19 protein-coding genes are annotated in these 20,424 nt (G+C 45.3%); 6 read left to right on the plus strand and 13 right to left on the minus strand.

The window, feature by feature from the left end; genetic code table 11:
* Positions 1-55: 55 nt before the first annotated feature.
* Together KYS23_RS14060 and pomA are read right to left on the minus strand one after the other, a co-directional pair.
* The gene (locus KYS23_RS14060; protein ID WP_159532049.1) at positions 56-985 is read right to left on the minus strand and encodes a flagellar motor protein MotB; all 930 of its coding nucleotides are present in this window, start codon (positions 983-985) and stop codon (positions 56-58) included.
* Complete coding sequence (gene pomA / locus KYS23_RS14065) at positions 985-1,749, minus strand: flagellar motor protein PomA (RefSeq protein WP_159532051.1); 765 nt, start codon at positions 1,747-1,749, stop codon at positions 985-987. Before pomA ends, KYS23_RS14060 begins: the two co-directional genes overlap by 1 nt.
* A gap of 282 nt (positions 1,750-2,031) precedes the next feature.
* On the opposite strand from pomA, the gene xseB reads away from it, so the two are divergent.
* Genes xseB through dxs form a run of 3 tightly spaced genes read left to right on the plus strand, consistent with a single transcriptional unit; the run spans position 2,032 to position 5,103 of the window.
* On the plus strand, positions 2,032-2,274 hold the full coding sequence (xseB, locus tag KYS23_RS14070; RefSeq protein WP_082605035.1) for an exodeoxyribonuclease VII small subunit: 243 nt from the start codon (positions 2,032-2,034) through the stop codon (positions 2,272-2,274).
* Between the two features lie 28 nt (positions 2,275-2,302).
* On the plus strand, positions 2,303-3,193 hold the full coding sequence (locus KYS23_RS14075) for a farnesyl diphosphate synthase (protein ID WP_159532053.1): 891 nt from the start codon (positions 2,303-2,305) through the stop codon (positions 3,191-3,193).
* A 32-nt stretch (positions 3,194-3,225) separates the two neighbouring features.
* A complete protein-coding gene (gene dxs, locus KYS23_RS14080) occupies positions 3,226-5,103 on the plus strand; it encodes a 1-deoxy-D-xylulose-5-phosphate synthase (protein WP_218419133.1) in 1,878 nt (625 codons plus the stop codon).
* 112 nt (positions 5,104-5,215) lie between these two features.
* On the opposite strand, the gene KYS23_RS14085 is transcribed toward dxs, so the two are convergent.
* The 10 genes from KYS23_RS14085 to lpxD form a co-directional block, all read right to left on the minus strand.
* Positions 5,216-5,716: a phosphatidylglycerophosphatase A family protein gene (locus tag KYS23_RS14085; protein WP_159532057.1), complete on the minus strand. Its 501-nt coding sequence runs from the start codon at positions 5,714-5,716 to the stop codon at positions 5,216-5,218.
* Between the two features lie 18 nt (positions 5,717-5,734).
* Positions 5,735-6,700: a thiamine-phosphate kinase gene (gene thiL / locus KYS23_RS14090; RefSeq protein ID WP_159532059.1), complete on the minus strand. Its 966-nt coding sequence runs from the start codon at positions 6,698-6,700 to the stop codon at positions 5,735-5,737.
* A 45-nt stretch (positions 6,701-6,745) separates the two neighbouring features.
* Positions 6,746-7,168 carry a transcription antitermination factor NusB gene (gene nusB / locus KYS23_RS14095; protein ID WP_013783366.1) on the minus strand — a complete coding sequence of 141 codons (423 nt, stop codon included), beginning with the start codon at positions 7,166-7,168 and terminating at the stop codon, positions 6,746-6,748.
* 13 nt (positions 7,169-7,181) lie between these two features.
* The gene (ribH, locus tag KYS23_RS14100; RefSeq protein ID WP_013783365.1) at positions 7,182-7,655 is read right to left on the minus strand and encodes a 6,7-dimethyl-8-ribityllumazine synthase; all 474 of its coding nucleotides are present in this window, start codon (positions 7,653-7,655) and stop codon (positions 7,182-7,184) included.
* Positions 7,656-7,878: 223 nt separating this feature from the next.
* A complete protein-coding gene (ribBA, locus tag KYS23_RS14105) occupies positions 7,879-8,979 on the minus strand; it encodes a bifunctional 3,4-dihydroxy-2-butanone-4-phosphate synthase/GTP cyclohydrolase II (RefSeq protein WP_159532061.1) in 1,101 nt (366 codons plus the stop codon).
* A 22-nt stretch (positions 8,980-9,001) separates the two neighbouring features.
* Positions 9,002-9,664 carry a riboflavin synthase gene (locus tag KYS23_RS14110; protein ID WP_159532063.1) on the minus strand — a complete coding sequence of 221 codons (663 nt, stop codon included), beginning with the start codon at positions 9,662-9,664 and terminating at the stop codon, positions 9,002-9,004.
* 15 nt (positions 9,665-9,679) lie between these two features.
* Positions 9,680-10,771 (minus strand): bifunctional diaminohydroxyphosphoribosylaminopyrimidine deaminase/5-amino-6-(5-phosphoribosylamino)uracil reductase RibD, encoded by a 1,092-nt coding sequence (ribD, locus tag KYS23_RS14115; RefSeq protein ID WP_218419193.1) that lies wholly within the window; start codon positions 10,769-10,771, stop codon positions 9,680-9,682.
* Between the two features lie 137 nt (positions 10,772-10,908).
* Entirely contained in the window at positions 10,909-11,358 is a 450-nt protein-coding gene (nrdR, locus tag KYS23_RS14120) for a transcriptional regulator NrdR (RefSeq protein WP_013783361.1), read from the minus strand.
* Positions 11,359-11,441: 83 nt separating this feature from the next.
* The gene (gene glyA, locus KYS23_RS14125) at positions 11,442-12,698 is read right to left on the minus strand and encodes a serine hydroxymethyltransferase (RefSeq protein WP_159532065.1); all 1,257 of its coding nucleotides are present in this window, start codon (positions 12,696-12,698) and stop codon (positions 11,442-11,444) included.
* A gap of 135 nt (positions 12,699-12,833) precedes the next feature.
* Positions 12,834-13,862 carry a UDP-3-O-(3-hydroxymyristoyl)glucosamine N-acyltransferase gene (gene lpxD / locus KYS23_RS14130; RefSeq protein WP_159532067.1) on the minus strand — a complete coding sequence of 343 codons (1,029 nt, stop codon included), beginning with the start codon at positions 13,860-13,862 and terminating at the stop codon, positions 12,834-12,836.
* A 211-nt stretch (positions 13,863-14,073) separates the two neighbouring features.
* On the opposite strand from lpxD, the gene ettA reads away from it, so the two are divergent.
* Both ettA and KYS23_RS14140 read left to right on the plus strand, forming a co-directional pair.
* Positions 14,074-15,741 carry an energy-dependent translational throttle protein EttA gene (gene ettA, locus KYS23_RS14135; RefSeq protein WP_159532069.1) on the plus strand — a complete coding sequence of 556 codons (1,668 nt, stop codon included), beginning with the start codon at positions 14,074-14,076 and terminating at the stop codon, positions 15,739-15,741.
* A 140-nt stretch (positions 15,742-15,881) separates the two neighbouring features.
* A complete protein-coding gene (locus tag KYS23_RS14140; protein ID WP_159532071.1) occupies positions 15,882-16,304 on the plus strand; it encodes a PilZ domain-containing protein in 423 nt (140 codons plus the stop codon).
* On the opposite strand, the gene radA is transcribed toward KYS23_RS14140, so the two are convergent.
* Entirely contained in the window at positions 16,271-17,638 is a 1,368-nt protein-coding gene (gene radA / locus KYS23_RS14145) for a DNA repair protein RadA (RefSeq protein WP_159532073.1), read from the minus strand. The two genes, KYS23_RS14140 and radA, sit on opposite strands and share 34 nt — an antisense overlap.
* A 205-nt stretch (positions 17,639-17,843) precedes the next feature.
* On the opposite strand from radA, the gene KYS23_RS14150 reads away from it, so the two are divergent.
* On the plus strand, positions 17,844-20,402 hold the full coding sequence (locus tag KYS23_RS14150; RefSeq protein ID WP_159532075.1) for a PilZ domain-containing protein: 2,559 nt from the start codon (positions 17,844-17,846) through the stop codon (positions 20,400-20,402).
* Positions 20,403-20,424: the final 22 nt, after the last annotated feature.

Genomic DNA, 20,424 nt, shown 5'->3' on the forward strand with positions numbered 1-20,424 from the left:
CAAAAGGGCGAATCATCTGATTCGCCCTTTTTGATTTTGTGTTCGGTTTAGTAACCTATTCATCAACCACGGATATAGGTTGGGAGGTCATGGGTTTACCTTGATTAATATTAATCTCTACCCGTCTGTTTCTTGCTCTATCGGCAGGCGTTGTCGCCTCTTCCACCATGGGGTCGGTATCAGCCTTGCCGACTACAGACATTCTGCTTTCATCGAACCCCGGCGCTGTTCGCATGGCCTCGGCTACGGCTACGGCACGCTGAGACGATAAATCCCAATTAGAACGATAGAGTTCATTAGCAATGTGTTGTCCGTCACTGTGCCCTGAGATTTCTATTTCCCCTGGAACATCTGCTAACAACACCCCAATTTTGCGTAAGATAGGCTGGAATTGAGGTTGTAAAAATGCAGAACCTGCAGAAAACGAACCGTTCTCTCTAATGCGAATAGTCAGCTGCTGACCCAAAGACTCTAACTCTACTGCGCCATCGAGAATTTGCTTTTGTAGCTGCTGCGCCACTTTTTTCATTAACTCAGCAGTTTGAGTTTGATCTGAACTTTGCGACTCCGAGGACGACTGATCAGTGGCCGTTTGCTGTGACTGCCCCCCGCGTTGCTCACCCCGTTGCTTCTGCCTACCGCCTGATGAGTCTTCATCACCCGCTTGAAACTCCAGCATCTGCTGGGTCATTTCAATTGTTTGTTGCTGAATAGTGTCGATGGGCGACGGATCTGGACGACCAGGCCTAAACTCCATAGCAATAACACTGGTGCCTTTAGGAATGTCCTTAACTTCAATTTTGTTTTGTACACCGAAGGCAAACTTCATAGAGCCCGCGATTTGCTTAAACTTCAGTACATCCATTTCTGAAAACGAAAGTAAGAGCACAAAGAAGCACATCAGTAGCGACATAAGATCCGCGAAGGTCCCCATCCATGCAGGAAGCCCCTCGGGAGGACATTTTGGGCACTCTTCTTCAGCCATTATTCATCCTCAGCGCCCGTACCGCGTTTACTTGCCGCCAAATAGTTTTTCAGTATACCTTCAATTACGCGCGGGTTTTGCCCATCGGCAATCCCGACAATGCCATCGAGCACTAGCATTTGGTTAAGCTTTTCTTCTTGTGCGCGGTTACCGAGCTTTACCGCCATGGGTAGGCAAATAATGTTGGCAAGAAATGCACCATACAAGGTGGTTAATAGTGCTACCGCCATCGCCGGCCCAATCGATTTAGGATCATCCATGTTAGAAAGCATGGCCACCAGGCCAATCAGAGTTCCAATCATTCCCATCGCTGGTGCGATATCACCCATGCCTTTAAATATGGTGGCACCAAACTCGTGTCGCTCGGTGGTCATAGAGATATCTTTCGCTAAGGTTTCTCTGACCACTTCTATGTCGTGACCATCAACCAGCATGTCTACGCCTTTTTGCATAAACGGGTTTTCTATTTCAGCTTCTTCCAATGCAAGGAAACCGCCTTTACGCGCTGCATCTGCCATCTCAACAATTTTTTCGATAAGATCTTCAGGCGTATCAATTTTGAACATGAATGCTTTGCCTGCAATTTTACCTGCACCAAAGAACTGCCCTAAAGTGTATTGGGATAAAATAACGAAAAGGGTGCCACCAAATACGATCAAGATAGACGGTACGTTGATGAACATGGCAATACTGCCACCCATAACCATGGCCATTACTACAAAGCCGATGGCGCCCAACATACCTATGACGGTTGCTAAATCCACTCACTCTTCCTCATTTTTTGCAGACGCTGCATAACTATTACTCGTATTCTATCGGCATTGTATAGAATTTCTATAACAAGATTATCGCAAATTGCCTTAATTATTGTAGACATAATGACGTTAGTCGAACTTTAGGCAGCAGTTTTGATGGCAGCGCCTAGATCACAATGCTTTATCATAGATAGTAGCAATAGGGCATATGTTGACAAACCATTTGACCCATTGGCTACCCTCAGTTAATGTGCGCGTAATCCCAAGAAACGCCTAAAATTGAGTGCTATTGTGACGAAAAAGACAGATTCTCCCTCGTTTGAGGAAACCCTTACCGAATTAGATGCCATAGTCAATGAGATGGAAAACGGTGAGTTGCCATTAAACGTTGCACTTGAAAAATTCGAGCGAGGCATTGCCCTTTCTCGCGAAGGCCAGAAATCGTTAGAGCAAGCAGAACAAAAAGTTAAAATTTTGCTTAATGAGCAAGGTGAAAGCGCATTACACCCTCTTCCTGAAGACGAGCAACCTTAAGCCTCGTGTCGCAACAAACAGGTACAATATGAATTTCACTGCATTGCATCAGCAAGTTAAGCAGCAGACCGATACGTCGTTAAATACGCTTATTGATGACCTTCCCGACGACGCACCGCGGCTTAAAGAAGCAATGCGTCATGCGTTGTTGGTGGGCGGTAAACGCATGCGACCTTTACTGGTTCAAGTTATCGGCAACACCCTGGATGTGCCTAAAGGCGATCAAATGGCTATCAGTATGGCAATTGAGTGTGTGCATGCTTACTCGCTTGTACACGATGACTTGCCAGCCATGGACGACGACGATCTGCGTCGCGGCCAACCAACTTGTCATATTGCATTCGATGAAGCCACCGCAATATTAGCCGGTGATGCTTTGCAAGCCCTCGCTTTTAGTACATTGGCAGACGCGCCGCTGAGTGAATTCGCAACCAATAAACGTGGCGAGTTACTTTCTGTATTAGCGCGCGCCGCAGGCTATCGCGGCATGTGTGGCGGGCAAGCTATCGATTTAGCCAGCACGGGCGAAGAAATAAGCCTTGAGCAGCTCAAGCGTCTACACAATTTGAAAACCGGCGCGCTACTTCGTGCATGTATTGAAATGGTATCTATTGTTTCTCAAGACCTTGATAGTGGCAGTAAAGCAGACTTATTAGCCTACGCTGACGATATTGGCCTTGCATTTCAAGTCCAAGATGACATTCTGGACGTAGAAGGTAATAGTGAGCAATTAGGAAAGCCAGCAGGCTCTGACATTGCTTTGGGTAAAAATACCTTTCCTGCCAAGCTTGGCATCGAAGGCGCAAAACGAGAACTTGATAAGCTGCATCAGAATGCCCTTCAAGCCTTGGCTCGTTTACCCTACAATACAGACAGTTTAATTGCGTTTAGCGAACTATTGGTAAAACGAGACCATTAGTTCTGCAACCATGTTGAAAAAGATAATAAATAATGAGTTTAGACCTCCAACATTACCCCACGCTTGCTATTGCGCAAACGCCGGATAAGTTAAGACAGTTACCGCAAGATAAATTGCGTGAGTTGTCAGATGAATTACGAGAATATTTACTAAATAGTGTAAGCCAAACCAGTGGGCACTTTGCATCGGGCTTAGGCACGGTAGAGCTTACCGTTGCTTTGCATTATATTTATAATACCCCTGTAGACAGATTAATCTGGGACGTGGGCCATCAGGCCTACCCCCATAAAATTCTGACTGGCCGAGCCACTCAAATGTCGACTATTCGACAAAAAGACGGGTTACATCCCTTCCCTTGGCCTCCTGAAAGCGACTACGACACTTTTGCGGTGGGTCACTCTTCGACTTCAATTAGTGCTGCGCTCGGGATGGCTGTTGCCGCCGAGCAAGAGGGCAAAAATCGTAAAGTGGTTGCCGTTATTGGCGATGGCGCGATTACCGCAGGCATGGCATTTGAAGCGATGAATCACGCAGGCGATATCAATAAAGATATGGTTGTGGTGTTAAACGACAACGAAATGTCTATCTCTGAAAACGTAGGAGCCCTTAATAGCCACCTTGCACGCTTACTTACAGGTAATGTATTTAACTCTATTCGTGACGGTTCTAAGAAGTTATTAAGCAACGTACCTCCCATTAAAGAGTTTGCTAGTCGCGCAGAAGAACACCTTAAAGGCATGGTAGTGCCCGGCACTATCTTTGAAGAGCTTGGCTTTAATTACATTGGCCCTATTGATGGCCATGATGTCGATGCCGTTGTAGATACTTTGCGTAATATGCGCAAATTCAAAGGCCCACAACTGCTTCACGTGGTCACTAAGAAAGGTAAAGGCTACGCCCTTGCTGAAAAAGACCCGATTAAATTCCACGCAGTGCCTAAATTCAACCCTGCCGATAACGCGTTACCAAAAGCGAAACCTTCAGCGCCTACTTTTTCTGCTATTTTTGGCAATTGGTTGTGCGATATGGCAGCGCAAGACCCCAAATTGATGGCGATTACACCCGCCATGCGTGAAGGCTCTGGTATGGTCGCGTTTTCGCAGCAATACCCCAGACAATACTTTGATGTAGCCATTGCAGAACAACATGCGGTTACCTTCGCTGCGGGTTTAGCTCGCGATGGTTGTAACCCGGTGGTTGCCATCTACTCAACCTTTTTACAGCGTGCGTACGATCAGCTTATTCACGATGTCGCACTGCAAGACTTGCCTGTTTTATTTGCCGTGGACCGTGCTGGAATTGTAGGTGCTGATGGCCCTACTCACCAAGGTGCGTTTGATATTGCCTTTTTACGCTGCATACCGAATATGATTGTCATGGCTCCGTCTGATGAAAATGAATGTAGACAAATGCTATACACGGGTCACAAAGCGCAAAAACCTGCTGCGGTACGCTACCCTCGTGGTTCTGGAATGGGTATCACCCCTGACACCGCAATGACCGAGTTACCAATTGGTAAATCGAAGGTTAGCCGTGCCATTAGCGGTAAACCATCGAAAAAAGCAGCAATATTGAATTTTGGCACACTCTTACCTAATGCATTAGCCGCTGCCGAAGCGGTGGATGCTACGGTTATTGATATGCGGTTTGTAAAGCCCCTGGACGGCCAGGCTATTGAAAAAGCGGCTAGTGAACACGATATGCTTATTACCTTAGAAGATGGGTGCATAGCTGGTGGTGCGGGCTCTGGTGTACTTGAGTACTTGCAACAACAAGGTATTATGAAACCGGTTCGTACATTAGGGCTTCCTGATAGCTTTATTTTACAAGGTACGCAGCAAGAAATGTACAAAGAACATGGACTGGATGCCGAAGGTATTAGCGCTACTCTTAAAAGCTTACAAAGCTAGCTAATTGCTTTCTTTCTAACTAGCCTTTATATATAAAAAGCCCGCATTAGCGGGCTTTTTAGTATTTATGATTCTTTGACGTATGAACAAGCTAGCTTACATCAGCCCGATACTAAAACAAGGTGGTAAATGCCGGCCATACTAGCATCATGATATGTAAGCAAGCACACGCCATTGCGCCTGCCACTATATCATCAAGCATAATGCCTGTACCGCCGTGTAAGCGCTTATCGATAGGCCCTATTGGCCAAGGCTTTAAAATATCGAATATACGAAACAGAACAAACCCTGCTAACAGAGACGGCGCCGTGATGGGTACAAATAAAAAGGTAATAAACATACCCGCCACTTCATCCCACACAATAGAACCATGATCGTGCACCTGCATATCATCAGCAGTTTTTCCGCACAGATAAATACCAATAATTGAGGCAAAAACGGTGAAAGCGATAAACGCTATCACTGGCATATTCGCAGACAACATTAACAGTGGAAGCGCAGCTGCCGAACCAAATGTGCCGGGCATAAACGGAACAAGTCCGCTACCAAACCCAAGCGCTAAAAAGTGCACTGGATTCTTCATGCTAATTCTAGCGCGATATTCTTTTTGCATATAATGCTCTGTTAGCTTCTAGAAACTATGCTCGTAACCATTTTCATTGGTTGGTGTGAACGGCTGATTATCTTTTAACAAAAAAAGCTGACCGACTTGACCAGTCAACTGACCAATACAAGTGGCTTTCACGCTACTACTGCCCATTGAGGTTTCAAAGTTGCCTCGCTGTTCTTCGCCTACGGTAAAGATAAGTTCATAGTCGTCGCCTGCTGACAGTGCATATTCGATAGCTTGGGCATTATCAACTGCACTGGTTAACGCTCTCGATAAAGGGAGCTTATCAACGTGCACATTTGCACCACAGCCTGATGCTTTCAGTATATGGCCTAAATCAGAAATTAAGCCATCAGACACATCAATACATGATGAAGCAATACGACGAAGAGCCGTTCCCATTGCTACCCGAGGCGTAGGGTAATAATGGCGATTAATAAGCACATCTCGCGCTTCCCCGGCCACAGTGAGCTTATTCTGCAGAATATCTAAGCCAGCACCAGCATCACCTAACGTCCCTGTAACGTAGACCCAGTCGCCGGGTTTTGCATTACTGCGGGTTAGTTCGGAGCCGGGTGGAATAAACCCCTGCGCCGTAATGGTCATGGCCATTGGGCCTTTAACGGTATCGCCACCAATCAACTGCACAGAATAGTACTGCGTAAGCTCATACAAACCATCTACGAACTCGCTGAGCCACTCATCTTTCACGCTTGGCAATGACAACGATAAGCTGATCCACGCGGGTTCAGCGCCCATGGCGGCTAAATCGCTTAAATTGACGGCTACGGTTTTATACGCCACTGATTTTGCTGGCGCATCTTCTAGGAAGTGCACGCCGGCTACCAAGGTATCGGTAGTAACGGCAAGTTGTTGGTTACTAGGAACGTTAGTTACGGCGCAATCATCACCAATACCAATAACAACGTCTTTACGAGTGTGGCCACCATCAGAGAAGTAGCGGCCGATAAGATCAAATTCTTTCACGATAGTCTATTAAACCCTTGTGACATCCAATGCCACTGTACAAGGTTAATCGCGTTCGTCTTTACGCAACGAGCGAACCGCTTTATCAAGCGCACCATTGATGAATTTATGACTTTCTTCGGCCCCGAAAGACTTCGCAAGTTCAATCGCTTCATTAATAATTACGCGATAAGGCACATCTTTACGCTCTGTAAGTTCCAGTGTCGCAATGCGTAAAATAGCCTTTTCGATTGCATCTAGTTCTTCAGGCAAACGGCCCAAATACGGCTTGATAGTCGTATCTAAGTGGCTAGCGCTGTGCGCCACACCGCGAAGCAGTGCCTGAAAATAAGCCATATCAACTTTCTTCATATCGTTACTGGTCGCAAGTGCCAGTTCAATTTGCTGAATATCGTTATGACTCATTTGCCATGAATAGATGCCTTGAAGGGCAAGTTCACGGGCTTTACGACGAGCTGAAACTTTCACTTAATTTTTTACCTTAAAGCTTTTCAACAGCATCGATAACGTTAACCATTTCAAGCGCACCAAGGGCTGCTTCCGCGCCTTTGTTGCCTGCTTTGGTTCCGGAACGTTCGATAGCCTGTTCAATAGAATCTGTAGTGATAACGCCAAAAGATACCGGCACACCGTATTCTAGCGATACTTGCGCTAGGCCTTTGTTACATTCGCCTGCAACAAAGTCAAAATGAGGTGTGCCGCCACGAATTACCGCACCAAGTGCAATAATGGCGTCAAAAGATTTTTTCTCAGCAAGTTTCTTAGCAACAATAGGCAACTCATAAGCACCTGGAACACGAACCACTGTGATATCGTCTTCGTTCACTTCGCCGTGACGGTCTAGAGTATCTAATGCGCCTTCCAATAAGCTCTCAACAACAAAGCTATTAAAGCGTGCAACAACAATAGCAATCTTCTTACCGGTCGCTCTGATATTACCTTCAACTACTTGCATGATTTCATTCCTCGAGAAAAACGGCGCGAAGTATACCACAACTACGCCCAAACTAAATCGATTGTTTCTTTTACTCTGCTACTTAGTTCATTAGTCGCAGCCAAGTAATAAGGAGGGGGAGTGCCTGCCGTAAACCCTCCACCGCATGGATGCGGTGGCGGAGCGTACATGGATGTATTCACCGCGTGTTTGCGGCAGGCACTCCCCCTCCTTTATAAACTGCTCAGTCGTGAACGTACTCAACTACTTCTAGGCCATAGCCTGATAAGGCATGGTACTTAATAGGCTTGCTTAGTAAGCGCATTTTCTGAACGCCAATAGAGGCTAAAATTTGGCTACCTACACCAATAGTACGTGACGAGCCCTGCCAATCAGCACCAGTTGGACGCTCGCCTCTATCTTCTGCAGCAAAGCGGCGAACCTGTTGTTCAATTTGCTCATCTTTACCAAGCAATACCAGAACACCGCCTTCATCAGCAATTTTTTGCATACCTTCAGATAAGGTAAGCGAACGATGAATACCACGGGTAGAACCCAGCAAATCACTGAAGGTATTGTGAAGATGCACGCGAACTAATGTTGGATTCTCAGCGCTAACTTCCCCTTTCTTCAAAGCAAAGTGTAGCTGATTATCAATACTGTCTTTGAAAGTATGAAGCTCGAAATCACCATATTCTGTAGGTAGGTTGCACTGAGCGACCTTTTCAATGGTAGTTTCGTTTAAATTTCTGTACTCGATTAAATCGGCAATGGTGCCAATTTTAAGGCCGTGTTTTTCAGCGAATTTCTCAAGCTCTGGTCGACGAGCCATTGAGCCGTCTTCATTTAAGATTTCAACGATAACACCGGCCGGCTCTAACCCTGCTAAGCGCGGCAAATCGACTCCCGCTTCGGTATGCCCTGCGCGGTTTAATACGCCGCCTTCTTTAGCAATTAGCGGGAAAATATGCCCAGGCTGAACAATGTCGGTAGCTTTCGCTTCTTTGGCAACAGCAGCCTTAATAGTTACAGCCCGATCAGCCGCTGAAATACCAGTAGTAACGCCTGTTGCCGCTTCAATCGATACGGTGAAGTTTGTCGAAAACTGCGCTTCGTTTTTATCCACCATTAACGGAAGATTAAGGCGTCTGCAGCGTGCTTCGGTCATCGGTAGGCAAACTAAACCTCTGGCATGCGTTACCATAAAGTTAATGGCTTCTGGCGTTACATGTTCTGCTGCCATAATAAGATCGCCTTCGTTTTCACGATCTTCATCATCCATCAAGATAACCATTTTACCTTGACGAATGTCTTCAATAATTTCTTTCGAGGTGTTAAATGCCATAGTTTTTATACTTCTTGTAGGGTTACTTTCTCAAAAATCCGTTCTCAGCCAAAAATGCCATATCAATGTCTTTTGATATAGGTGAGGCTGCTTTATCACCCATCATTAAGCGTTCAAGGTAACGTGCTATTACATCTACTTCTAAATTTACGGCGCTGCCAACGTCGTAATGTCCCATCACCGTTTCTTTCAGCGTATGGGGAATTATCCACAGCATAAACTCAGCACCGTTGACTTCATTCACCGTAAGGCTCACGCCATCAACAGTGATGCTGCCCTTATGAGCAATGTACTTGGCTAAAGATGTAGGTGCTTTTACCCAAAATTCAACATAGTCGGTGTGTTTTATAATTTTACTGATCTCGCCCACGCCATCGACGTGACCTGAAACAATGTGTCCGCCCAGTCTGTCAGTGGGTCGCATTGCCTTTTCAAGGTTCACAGTAGAGCCCGTGCCGTAATGGGCAAACCCGGTAAGTTTTATGGTTTCAGCCGATACATCAGCGCAATAATAATCGCTACCCATATCAGTTACGGTAAGGCATACCCCGTTGGTAGCAATACTATCACCAAGCGCTACATCGGCCATATCCAGTGTAGTTGATGAAACCGTTAACCGTATGTCACTACCTCGGTTATCGAGTTTGGTAATCTTGCCTAAAGCTTGAATAATTCCAGTAAACATAATGTTCCTATAAGGCTATTGAGGCGTGTTAAGGGTGTTAAGAAGGTAACGAAGCTTAATATCGTTACCTATTTGTCGACTTTCAATCAGCGACAATTCAATAGCTTGATTCAATTCGGTAAAGGTGGGTAAAGATACCATACTCACCCCTTTGTCTCCCAATAGCTTAGGCGCTTGATAACAGATGAGCTCATCTACTTCACCAGCCATCAGTAATGCGCCAACCAAACCTGGTCCTGCCTCTACCCACACTTCGTTAAACTGCATGTCGCCTAACTGCAGCATCAATTTACTGATATCCACTTTACCGTTCATCGCATCAACGGTTAGGTGTTGGCGATTGTCAGTATCGGCGCTATTTTGGGTAGATACCACGAAGGTTGGATGACCATCGTTCATGCACGTGTAGTCCCTTGAAAGATCATCGGCACTATTCACAATTATCCGCACTGGCTGGCGAATAGCCTCCAATGGGTAATCAGTGAACTTCGCTTCGCCTGATCTGACTAATAGACTAGGATTATCGGCTTTTACCGTTCCCGAGCCTGTTAACACCGCGCAGCTTTGTGCACGGTAATGCTGCACATCTCTTCTAGCTTCTGGCCCAGTTATCCATTGACTGTTACCATTTTGAAGGGCAATTTTTCCATCCACACTTATGCCTAATTTCACTCGCACATAAGGTTTGCCAGTTAACATTCGCTTGATAAAACCCGGGTTCAACGCGGCAGATTCTGCCGACATAATATCGGATGAGACCTCAATGCCCGCATCTTGTAACATGCGAATACCATTACCGCTAACATTGGGGTTCGGATCAGTCATGGCAATAACCACCCGCGACACTTGTGCTTTTATAAGTGCTTCAGCACAGGGGGGCGTTCGTCCATAATGGCTACATGGCTCTAAAGTCACGTAGGCCGTAGCACCTTTTGCGCTTTTACCTGCTTCACGAAGGGCATGAACTTCGGCATGAGGCGTACCGGCTTGGACATGAAAGCCTTGGCCAATAGATTCATTGTTATTATTAACAATGACACAGCCAACACGGGGGTTAGGAGAAGTAGTATATCGGCCTTTTTGCGCCAGCCGAATGGCTTTGGCCATCCAATAATAGTCAATTTCAACGGCCTTACTCGGCAAGTCACTGGTTGAACTGCTACTGTGATTTTTGCCTACGTCGGTATTTGAGCCGCTATTTATATGAGCATGGGTAGTATTAATTGACACTGCATATCCCGTGGTTAATCCCCTAGTCTGGCTATTTCCTCACCAAACTCTCGGATATCTTCAAAGGAACGATAAACAGAGGCAAACCGCACATAAGCGACCTTATCTAGCTCTTTGAGCGCTTTCATAATAAGGTTGCCTAACAGTTCACTCCCCACTTCTCGTTCGCCGGTTGCCCGAAGCTCTGACTTAAGCGACAAGATACACTGTTCAACTTTTTCTGTACTCACTGGGCGTTTTTCTAGCGCGCGCTGTAAGCCTGCACGAAGCTTATCTTCGTTGAAAGGCTCTCGTGAACCATCACGTTTAATAACACGCGGCATTACGAGTTCTGCACTTTCGAAGGTAGTAAAACGTTCATGACACATTGCGCATTCACGACGCCGGCGCACCTGATGCCCCTCTGCCACTAGGCGAGAGTCAATCACTTTTGTTTCTTGTGCTGAACAAAAGGGGCAAAACATGAGCGATCCTTAACTTACTATTTACTACGCGTTAGCCTGTGTTTGTATAGACTAACGCGCGGTAACTACCTTATATCGGTTGCTTACGCGTAAACAGGGAACTGTTCACAAAGTGCAACCACTTCACTTTTAACACGGTCAATAACGCTGTCATCACCCATATTATCTAACACATCACAAATCCATGTAGCGACTTGTTTGGCTTGTTCTTCTTTAAAGCCACGACGTGTAATTGCTGGGCTACCGATACGCAATCCACTTGTAACAAACGGTGAGCGAGGATCGTTAGGAACCGAGTTCTTGTTGACAGTAATGTTAGCCGCACCAAGGGCAGCATCAGCATCTTTACCCGTAATATCTTTATCAATAAGATCTAACAGGAACAAATGGTTTTCAGTACCATTAGATACAATTTTGTATCCGCGTTCTTGCATTACCGCCACCATCGCTTTTGCGTTCGCAACAACCTGTGTTTGGTATTCTTTAAAGTCTGCCTGAAGTGCTTCTTTAAACGCTACTGCTTTTGCTGCAATAACATGACACAAAGGACCGCCTTGATTGCCTGGGAATACTGAGCTTTGAAGCTTTTTATAAATGGCTTCGTCACCACAGGCAGACAAGATTAGTCCGCTACGTGGGCCCGCTAGGGTCTTATGTGTCGTTGTAGTTACTACATGTGCATGTGGGAGTGGATTAGGATAAACACCCGCAGCAATCAAACCTGCAACGTGCGCCATATCAACTAACAGGAAAGCGCCTACACTGTCGGCGATTTCCCGAAATTTTGCCCAATCAACAACACCCGAATAAGCAGAGAAACCGCCAATAATCATTTTTGGTTTATGTTCTTCTGCTAACGCGGCAACTTGTTCGTAATCGATTTCGCCCGTTTCGTGGTTCAAGCCATACTGAACGGCATTGTAGGTCTTACCCGAAAAGTTTACGTGAGAACCATGCGTTAAATGACCACCTTCAGAAAGGCTCATACCTAATACAGTATCGCCAGCATCAAGCAATGCCATGAATACCGCAGAGTTAGCTTGTGAACCTGAGTGAGGTTGCACGTTAGCGTAGTCTGCACCGAAAAGCTCTTTTGCTCTATCGATAGCCAATTGCTCTACTACGTCTACGTGTTCACAACCGCCGTAATAACGCTTACCTGGGTAACCTTCAGCATACTTATTAGTTAACTGAGAGCCCTGAGCTTCCATAACACGTGGGCTACAGTAGTTTTCAGAGGCGATAAGTTCGATATGCTGTTCCTGACGGACAACTTCTTTCGCCATTGCTTCGGCTAATTCTGGGTCAAAGTCAGCGATATTCATTTCGCGAGGTAACATGAGGGCTCCTTAACGGCATTGATTGATGGCTTGTTCGTGGCATATTCTAGTCATTTTCAAGGGCTTGTATACCGCTTTATGACCAATTTAATTTAAATGGCGCAGGTTTAACGTAACGCCTGCGCTCCATTGAGATCAGACCTGTTTTTCTAGCGCCTTCACGCGGTCAAATAAACTGCCTATTTTTTGCAGCCTTATAGTATTTCGCTTCCATTCTCGATTAGACGTAGCCGGCTGACCTGAAGAATAAACCCCTGGTTCGGTGATATCTTGGACAATCATGGAGTAGCCAGTTACTTGCACTTTGTCGCAAATAGAAATATGGCCGTTTACGCCAACACCACCGCCGATAACAACGTACTTTCCAATGTGGCAACTGCCCGCGATACCGGTTGCACCGCAGATACACGAATGATCGCCAATAATGCAGTTATGACCCACTTGCACTTGGTTGTCGATAATGACGTTGGTGCCTATAACGGTGTCTTCCATAGCTCCGCGATCGATACTGCTACTGGCGCCAATTTGACAGTCATCACCAATGCGAACAGAACCAGTTTGCGGAATAGGAAGCCATACGCCTTTATCGTTCGCGTAGCCAAAGCCCGCTGCACCAATGACCGTTTGGCTATGCACCGTAACCCGCTTACCCATTATCACGTCATGATAAATCGTCACATTAGGATGAATAACACTGCCTTCACCAATGCGCGTACCTTTGCGAATAACCGAATTGGCACCAATAGTGACGCGGTCACCTAGCACCACGTTATCTTCAATAATCACATTGTGGCCTAACGACACATCGCTACCGATATTGGCCGACGATGCAATCACGGCGGTGTCGGCAATCCCACTTGCTACTGCGGGCGTAGTGTCGAAAAGCTGTGCAATGCGCGCGAACGCTACATGAGGATTGTCTACCACTAGCGCTGGGCATGGGGCTTTATCTTTTAAACTGCTGTGAAGAATAACCGCACCAGCAGAGGTATCGCTTAACTGTGATTTATATTTCGGATTAGTAAGAAATGAGATTTGATGGCTGGCAGAGCCTGCTAGCGTTCCTACCGCAGAGATAACGACACTGCCGTCTCCCTCTACAACACCGCCTACATGGCTGGCAAGTTCCGATAGGCTGTAAGGGCGTTTGTTCATTGCAGTCATACAGTGAATACCTATTTTTTCATTGAAGCGTATGCTAGTGAAGTTTACCTCAATTTAGGAAGGTGACCGACGTATTATTCGTACTTTTCGCCTTCTTTTTACTTCAATTGAACAAAATACCATCAAGCATGAGCCTGTATGGCGGTTCACACTGGCACAGACTATCCTGTTACGAGTACAATGATACTTTATTTTCTGGCAAGGACACAGCATGGCTCAATACGTTTATAGTATGCATCGCGTGGGGAAAATTGTTCCACCGAACCGTCAAATTCTTAAAAATATCTCTCTGAGTTTTTTCCCCGGCGCAAAAATTGGCGTATTGGGTTTAAACGGTTCTGGTAAATCTACCTTACTGCGTATTATGGCTGGGTTAGACACCGAAATTGAAGGTGAAGCACGCCCTCAACCAGGGCTTAAAATAGGCTACCTACCTCAGGAGCCACAACTAGACGAATCGAAAGATGTACGTGGAAACGTGGAAGAAGCGTTAGCCGACGTTAAACACGCGCTAACTCGCTTAGATGAAGTGTACGCTGCGTACGCAGAAGCAGATGCCGACTTCGACGCCCTTGCAAAAGAGCAGGGTGAACTTGAAGCTATTATTCAGTCGAAAGACGGACATAACCTAGAGAATACCTTAAACCGTGCTGCCGAAGCCCTTCGTCTTCCGGCATGGGATGCAGACGTCAGCAAATTATCAGGTGGTGAACGCCGCCGTGTTGCCTTGTGTCGTTTGTTGCTTGAAAAGCCAGAAATGCTGCTGCTTGATGAACCTACCAACCACTTGGATGCTGAATCTGTTGCTTGGTTAGAACGCTTCCTTCACGATTACGAAGGCACGGTTGTGGCTATTACCCATGATAGATACTTCCTAGATAATGTTGCAGGCTGGATATTAGAACTAGACCGCGGTGAAGGAATACCTTGGGAAGGTAACTATTCTTCTTGGTTGGAACAAAAAGATCAGCGCTTAGAGCAAGAAGAACGCACAGAGAATGCGCGTCAAAAAAGCATTAGACAGGAACTCGAATGGGTTCGCTCTAATCCAAAAGGTCGCCATGCAAAAAGCAAAGCGCGTATGGCGCGTTTTGAAGAGATGTCTACTGGCGATTACCAAAAGCGTAACGAGACTAACGAACTCTTTATTCCACCTGGTGAGCGCTTAGGTGATAAGGTTATTGAAGTTGAACACCTTAGTAAATCCTACGGTGAACGTGTACTTATTGATGACTTGTCGTTCAAAGTACCTAAAGGCGCAATCGTAGGGATTGTAGGGCCAAACGGTGCGGGTAAATCGACTTTATTTAGAATGCTTACTGGTGCAGAGCAGGCAGATTCAGGCGACATTAGCCTAGGTGATTCTGTAAAGATTGCCAGCGTTGAGCAATTTCGTGACCACATGAACGAAAACACGACGGTGTTTAAAGAGATTTCTGAAGAACAAGATATTATTCGTATTGGTAACTTTGAAATTAACAGCCGCGCCTACTGCAGCCGCTTCAACTTTAAAGGCAACGATCAGCAGAAGTTCATTAAAGACTTATCGGGTGGTGAACGAAATCGTGTGCATTTAGCCAAGCTATTAAAAGCAGGCGGCAACGTGTTGCTACTCGATGAACCAACCAATGACTTGGACGTTGAAACCCTGCGAGCGCTTGAAAACGCCTTGCTTGAATTCCCAGGTTGCGCCATGGTTATATCGCATGATAGATGGTTCTTAGATAGAGTTGCCACACACATCATGGATTACCGCGACGAAGGTAAAATCAACTTCTTTGAAGGTAACTACTCTGACTACGAAACCTGGCTTAAAGCTGAATTCGGTCAAGATGCGGTTGAACCACACAGACTAAAATACAAGCGCATGACCAAATAGCGTTACAAAACGGGCTTATATGAGCCCGTTTTTTTGTGCCGTAAATACTTGCTTTACACTCCTACACTTATTGCTAGTTGCCATGTGTACTAACATCACTAATACTGAGTGAATCAAAGATTTTCAAGCTTGAGGAAGTTATGTCAGACAAACGCTTATTTACACGTATTCCATTGGCCGTAAAAGGAACACTCGCCCATCATGATAAGCGCATTGATGTCATTATTATTGATGTCTCTCTTCAAGGCGTAAAATTAAGCGCAAACGAAGATGCACTTAACGAATTGCCCTTCGACAGTCACGATCCTTACACTGCCACTTTCAGAGCAAATGAAGACAGCCCGGTTATCACCCTGCATATTGAGCAACTGTATCGACAGAACGATACCCGCAAAGATTCGGTATCTTTAGGCTGCAAAGTATCTCAAATGGATGTGGACAGCATAAGCGCACTTAGGCGCTTAATACTGCTTAACAGCCAAGATGCTGATTTAAATGAAAAGGAACTAAACGCGCTAATTGAAGCGGTTTACTCTAATGCGTCTAACGCATCGCTAAGCTGAGACACAGGAATAACTTTCATACCATTTACTGCCTGTTTAGGCGCATTTGCCTTTGGCACAATCGCACGTTTGAAACCATGTTTAGCAGCTTCAATAATGCGCTCAGTGCCATTGGGAACAGGCCTGATTTCTCCGGCTAGTCCAACTTCTCCAAATACAATTAAATCTCTGGGCAAAGAGCGATTTCGAAAGCTCGATACCATTGCTAAAAGTAATGCCAAGTCAGCGCTGGTTTCACTCACCTTCACGCCACCAACCACATTCACAAATACGTCTTGGTCATTCATTTGTACATTACCGTGACGATGCAATACCGCTAATAACATCGACAACCGGTTTTGATCAAGCCCCACAGCAATCCGCCTAGGATTAGACATTTGTGAATAATCCACCAAAGCCTGTATTTCTACCAATAGCGGCCGCGTGCCTTCCCAAATCACCATAACGCTCGATCCAGGGGTTTCATTTTCGCCACGGCTTAGAAAAATAGCAGAAGGGTTATTCACCTCTTTAAGCCCTTTTTCTGTCATCGCAAATACGCCTAATTCGTTTACAGCGCCAAAACGGTTTTTGTGGCTACGCAACGTACGATAGCGCCCATCACTCTCGCCTTCTAGCATCATCGAACTGTCAATACAGTGTTCTAGCACTTTCGGACCAGCTAAGTTGCCGTCTTTGGTTACATGGCCTACTAGAAACATTGAGATATGGTGTTGTTTTGCAAAGCGGGTTAAATAGGCCGCACTTTCTCTAACCTGAGATACACTGCCTGGTGCAGATTGCACATCGGCCACATGCATAACCTGAATGGAATCAATAACCATGATTTTAGGTTTTTTGGTTAACGCCAGATCGCAGATAGTTTCTACGCTGGTTTCCGCCAACATCATTAGCTTATCATCGGGCAGGTTCAAGCGCTTAGCACGCATAGCTACTTGCTGAAGCGACTCTTCCCCTGTTACGTATAAAGCCGTTTCAGTTTGTGCCATTTGACACATTACCTGAAGTAATAGTGTACTTTTACCGGCCCCAGGGGAGCCGCCAATTAACATAGCGGCGCCGGGCACGATACCACCGCCCAATACCCTGTCTAGTTCTTTAAACCCTGCGCTAAATCGCGGTAGTGATTCCAAATCAATCGCGTTGAGCATTTCTATTTTAGCGGCAGTTTGCCCAGCGTAACCTGATAAAGTTGGTTTTGAATTGGTTTTGGCGCTACTTACTACAAACTCGCTAATGGTGTTCCATGCTTTACATTCAGAACACTGCCCCTGCCAGCGTGGAAATTCAGCCCCACAATCTGAGCATACATAAGCCGTTTTTCGTTTTGCCATATTCCAGTTTTATCCCAGCGTGAAAAAGAGTATTCTATCTTATTAAGATACCAAGGCACACTAACCCATCTAACAGTTTTGTCAGACTCTCATCCCAGTCGTCATTCGCGTTGCAGTTTGCAAAACACTGTTTATTAATGGGTTTAGCATTCGTGCCGATAATAATAATGTCTATAATAATAGAAAGTAACTAAGTTGTGCATACATGAGCCAAGATTTACAGCAGTACGCTGACATAATTGAGCAATTGAAACCACTGGTAAATGAGCCTGAATTCAATAAGGTTCTTTTACAAATTGGTGGTGATATTCCCAAGGAAAAACGCTTTCTATTAAAAATGGAAGTGAAACGCCTTGCGAAACCCTGTATGCGATCAATAGACTTACGTGGCCAAGTAGATGGTAAGTGCAACAGCTACTTACATGATGGCAGAACCCATTACATGGATGAAATTGCCGTCGATAAATTCGAAGAGCAAATTAGGATATTTGGTGGGTACACTTTCGGTGTTTACGAAGCCGTTCAAAATACTGAAAACAATTACCGCATTATTCGTGAGAAAGCAGAGGAAGCGCGGGATAAAGGCACAACCTCAAATACGTCGCGCAAAAAAGGCTCTGCAATTTTAGAGCAGTTTAAAGTGCCAACGGTAAACCTACTAGATTATCGTCAACGCAGCACAGAACGTATGAACTTTGCTGTTGCGGTAGAGCTATTCAATGAAAGTAATCACTCGATTAAAGGCTTAAGCGTTGATGTGTCGCTAGAAGGGTTGCAAGTCAAACTCACCAAAGAAGCGCTGTTTAAACAAAATGAGCTGTTACAAGTCTACTTCCGTGGGCTTGAAGGTGAGTTTGCCATGGATAAGAAAAATGGCATTGCTTACCGTCTTGTGAAAACAGTTCGCAAAAAAGATGTTATCTACTTAGCTTTACAGCGCGCGACAGAGCGCCCATCTCCCAGTTTCGATAAGTTTTTAGAAAGCTTTATTCACGGAAATAAACGCCGTTATAAAGTGAATATGAACAACACCATCGAAGCAATAACCAGTAAAACGTGTGAACAGTACTTTTCGCCAAGAAGCCCTACTCTGCCTATTTATATCGATGTAATTGAAGAGCGGCTTATCCCTCGTTTCGCTATGGTTAACGAAGTTAACCGTGAAACTGTGAACTACTGGCAAGATGAAGAAGATGAGTGTCGCTTAGGTTTTCTGCTGTCACAAAATAGATTGAACACCTTGCACGCTATGCCTGCGCATCGTCGCGAAATATTCGTGTTCAGCTTTACCCATTTACAAAATGACAAAGTCTTTTTTTACTCGGCCTCTTACGAGCAGCTTGTAGAAAAAGACATGCTAAAACAGGTTTTTTTAGGCTTTGGCTCCAAAAAGGTCAGCTGGCGAGTATTTAAGCTTACCTTAACCGACATGCAACCTGAGCAAGCCCATACCCCCTTGTCTATTCCAGACTCTGTGGGATCGAAAATAAAACGCCAAAATACACCGCCTTCGCCTCGGGTTATGTCGAAGTTGAAAAACCTTAAATACTTGCTTCACGTTACTGACGTTACTTCGATATATGGGCAACAGGCGTACAACGAATTACAGTTCAACCGCGACAGCCTTTCTCATCTTCGCGTTTTTGGTCACCCTAGAAATCAGAAGACCCCGAATGTTGAGTTATTCCGATTTAAGTATGAAGATCAGCGTTTAGAATCTCGCTACCGTTTGCGGTCTCAAATCGAGCTTAGGATACCTCATGACGACAGCGTACACATTGGCGTAAGTGAAGATATCTCGGTTCATGGATTGGGACTTCGTGTTGAATTGAATAAGGAGTACGACGGTGAATTAGAAGGGCAAGTTGAAGTGTCCTTCCCCCGCCTTCAGCAGATTACGCAAAACTTTAACGTAATGAATTTGCAATACTCGGTCATTTACCACAACGCTGAGAAAAATATTCTGCACTTAAAAGCCGCGACGGGTGAAGCTGGAAAAGGGGCTAGAGCGTTTTTTGAAGAACTGATTAAAAAGAACAAACACAGCTTGAAAGAAGACTCTGGCGAGGAAGAATTGCCGGGTATGGGTCAGGCACTTCGCTGTATTAATGCGCGTAATGCGACCTCACTATCCTTCTTAATGAGCAAGGAAGGGGTTAGGTACACACCGCAGGCGGGCATCATCGGAAAACAGGACGAACGGGTTTCAAGCCTAGTCTCCTACTTAACGGAAAAGCGTCAGGTAAATTTAGAGTTCTTATTCAGAGACAGAAAGCTAGATACCCCTTTCATGCAAAGCGGTATTAAGCAGGTGAAGCTGGAAAATATGCCCTTGCGTCAAGAGCTTTTAATCTCTTTTGATGCCAAGCAAAAAGATCCTCGCATGGCTATTATTCCGCGCTATTCTCACCGGTTTGAGAATAATGAGCAGCGTAAGACCTTCATTACTGAAGCGTTAAACCGAGGGCAATTTATTGCTATTCACGTGATGCTTACCACTACAGGAAAACCGGATTTATCGATGTTACAAACAGAGATAAATTACGTTAGCGTGTATGCTATTCACCGTGCTAAGGAGCTTGAAAATAAGCTTTGGAGCTTAGCCGCTTGTTCACACTTAATTGATGTAACCGATGAAGTATTGATTAGATATGAATTCGATGACGACACCATTACCGCTAACCGAGACACTAAAGCGAAAGCAGAAGAGCGCGCTCAGTCCGGTATTCAAGCATTATTACAAGACCAAGCATTTGCGAAATAAAAACAAGCTCTGATACAACCTT

Source organism: Alteromonas lipotrueae, from assembly GCF_019249255.1.
GTDB classification, from domain to species: Bacteria; Pseudomonadota; Gammaproteobacteria; order Enterobacterales; family Alteromonadaceae; genus Alteromonas; species Alteromonas lipotrueae.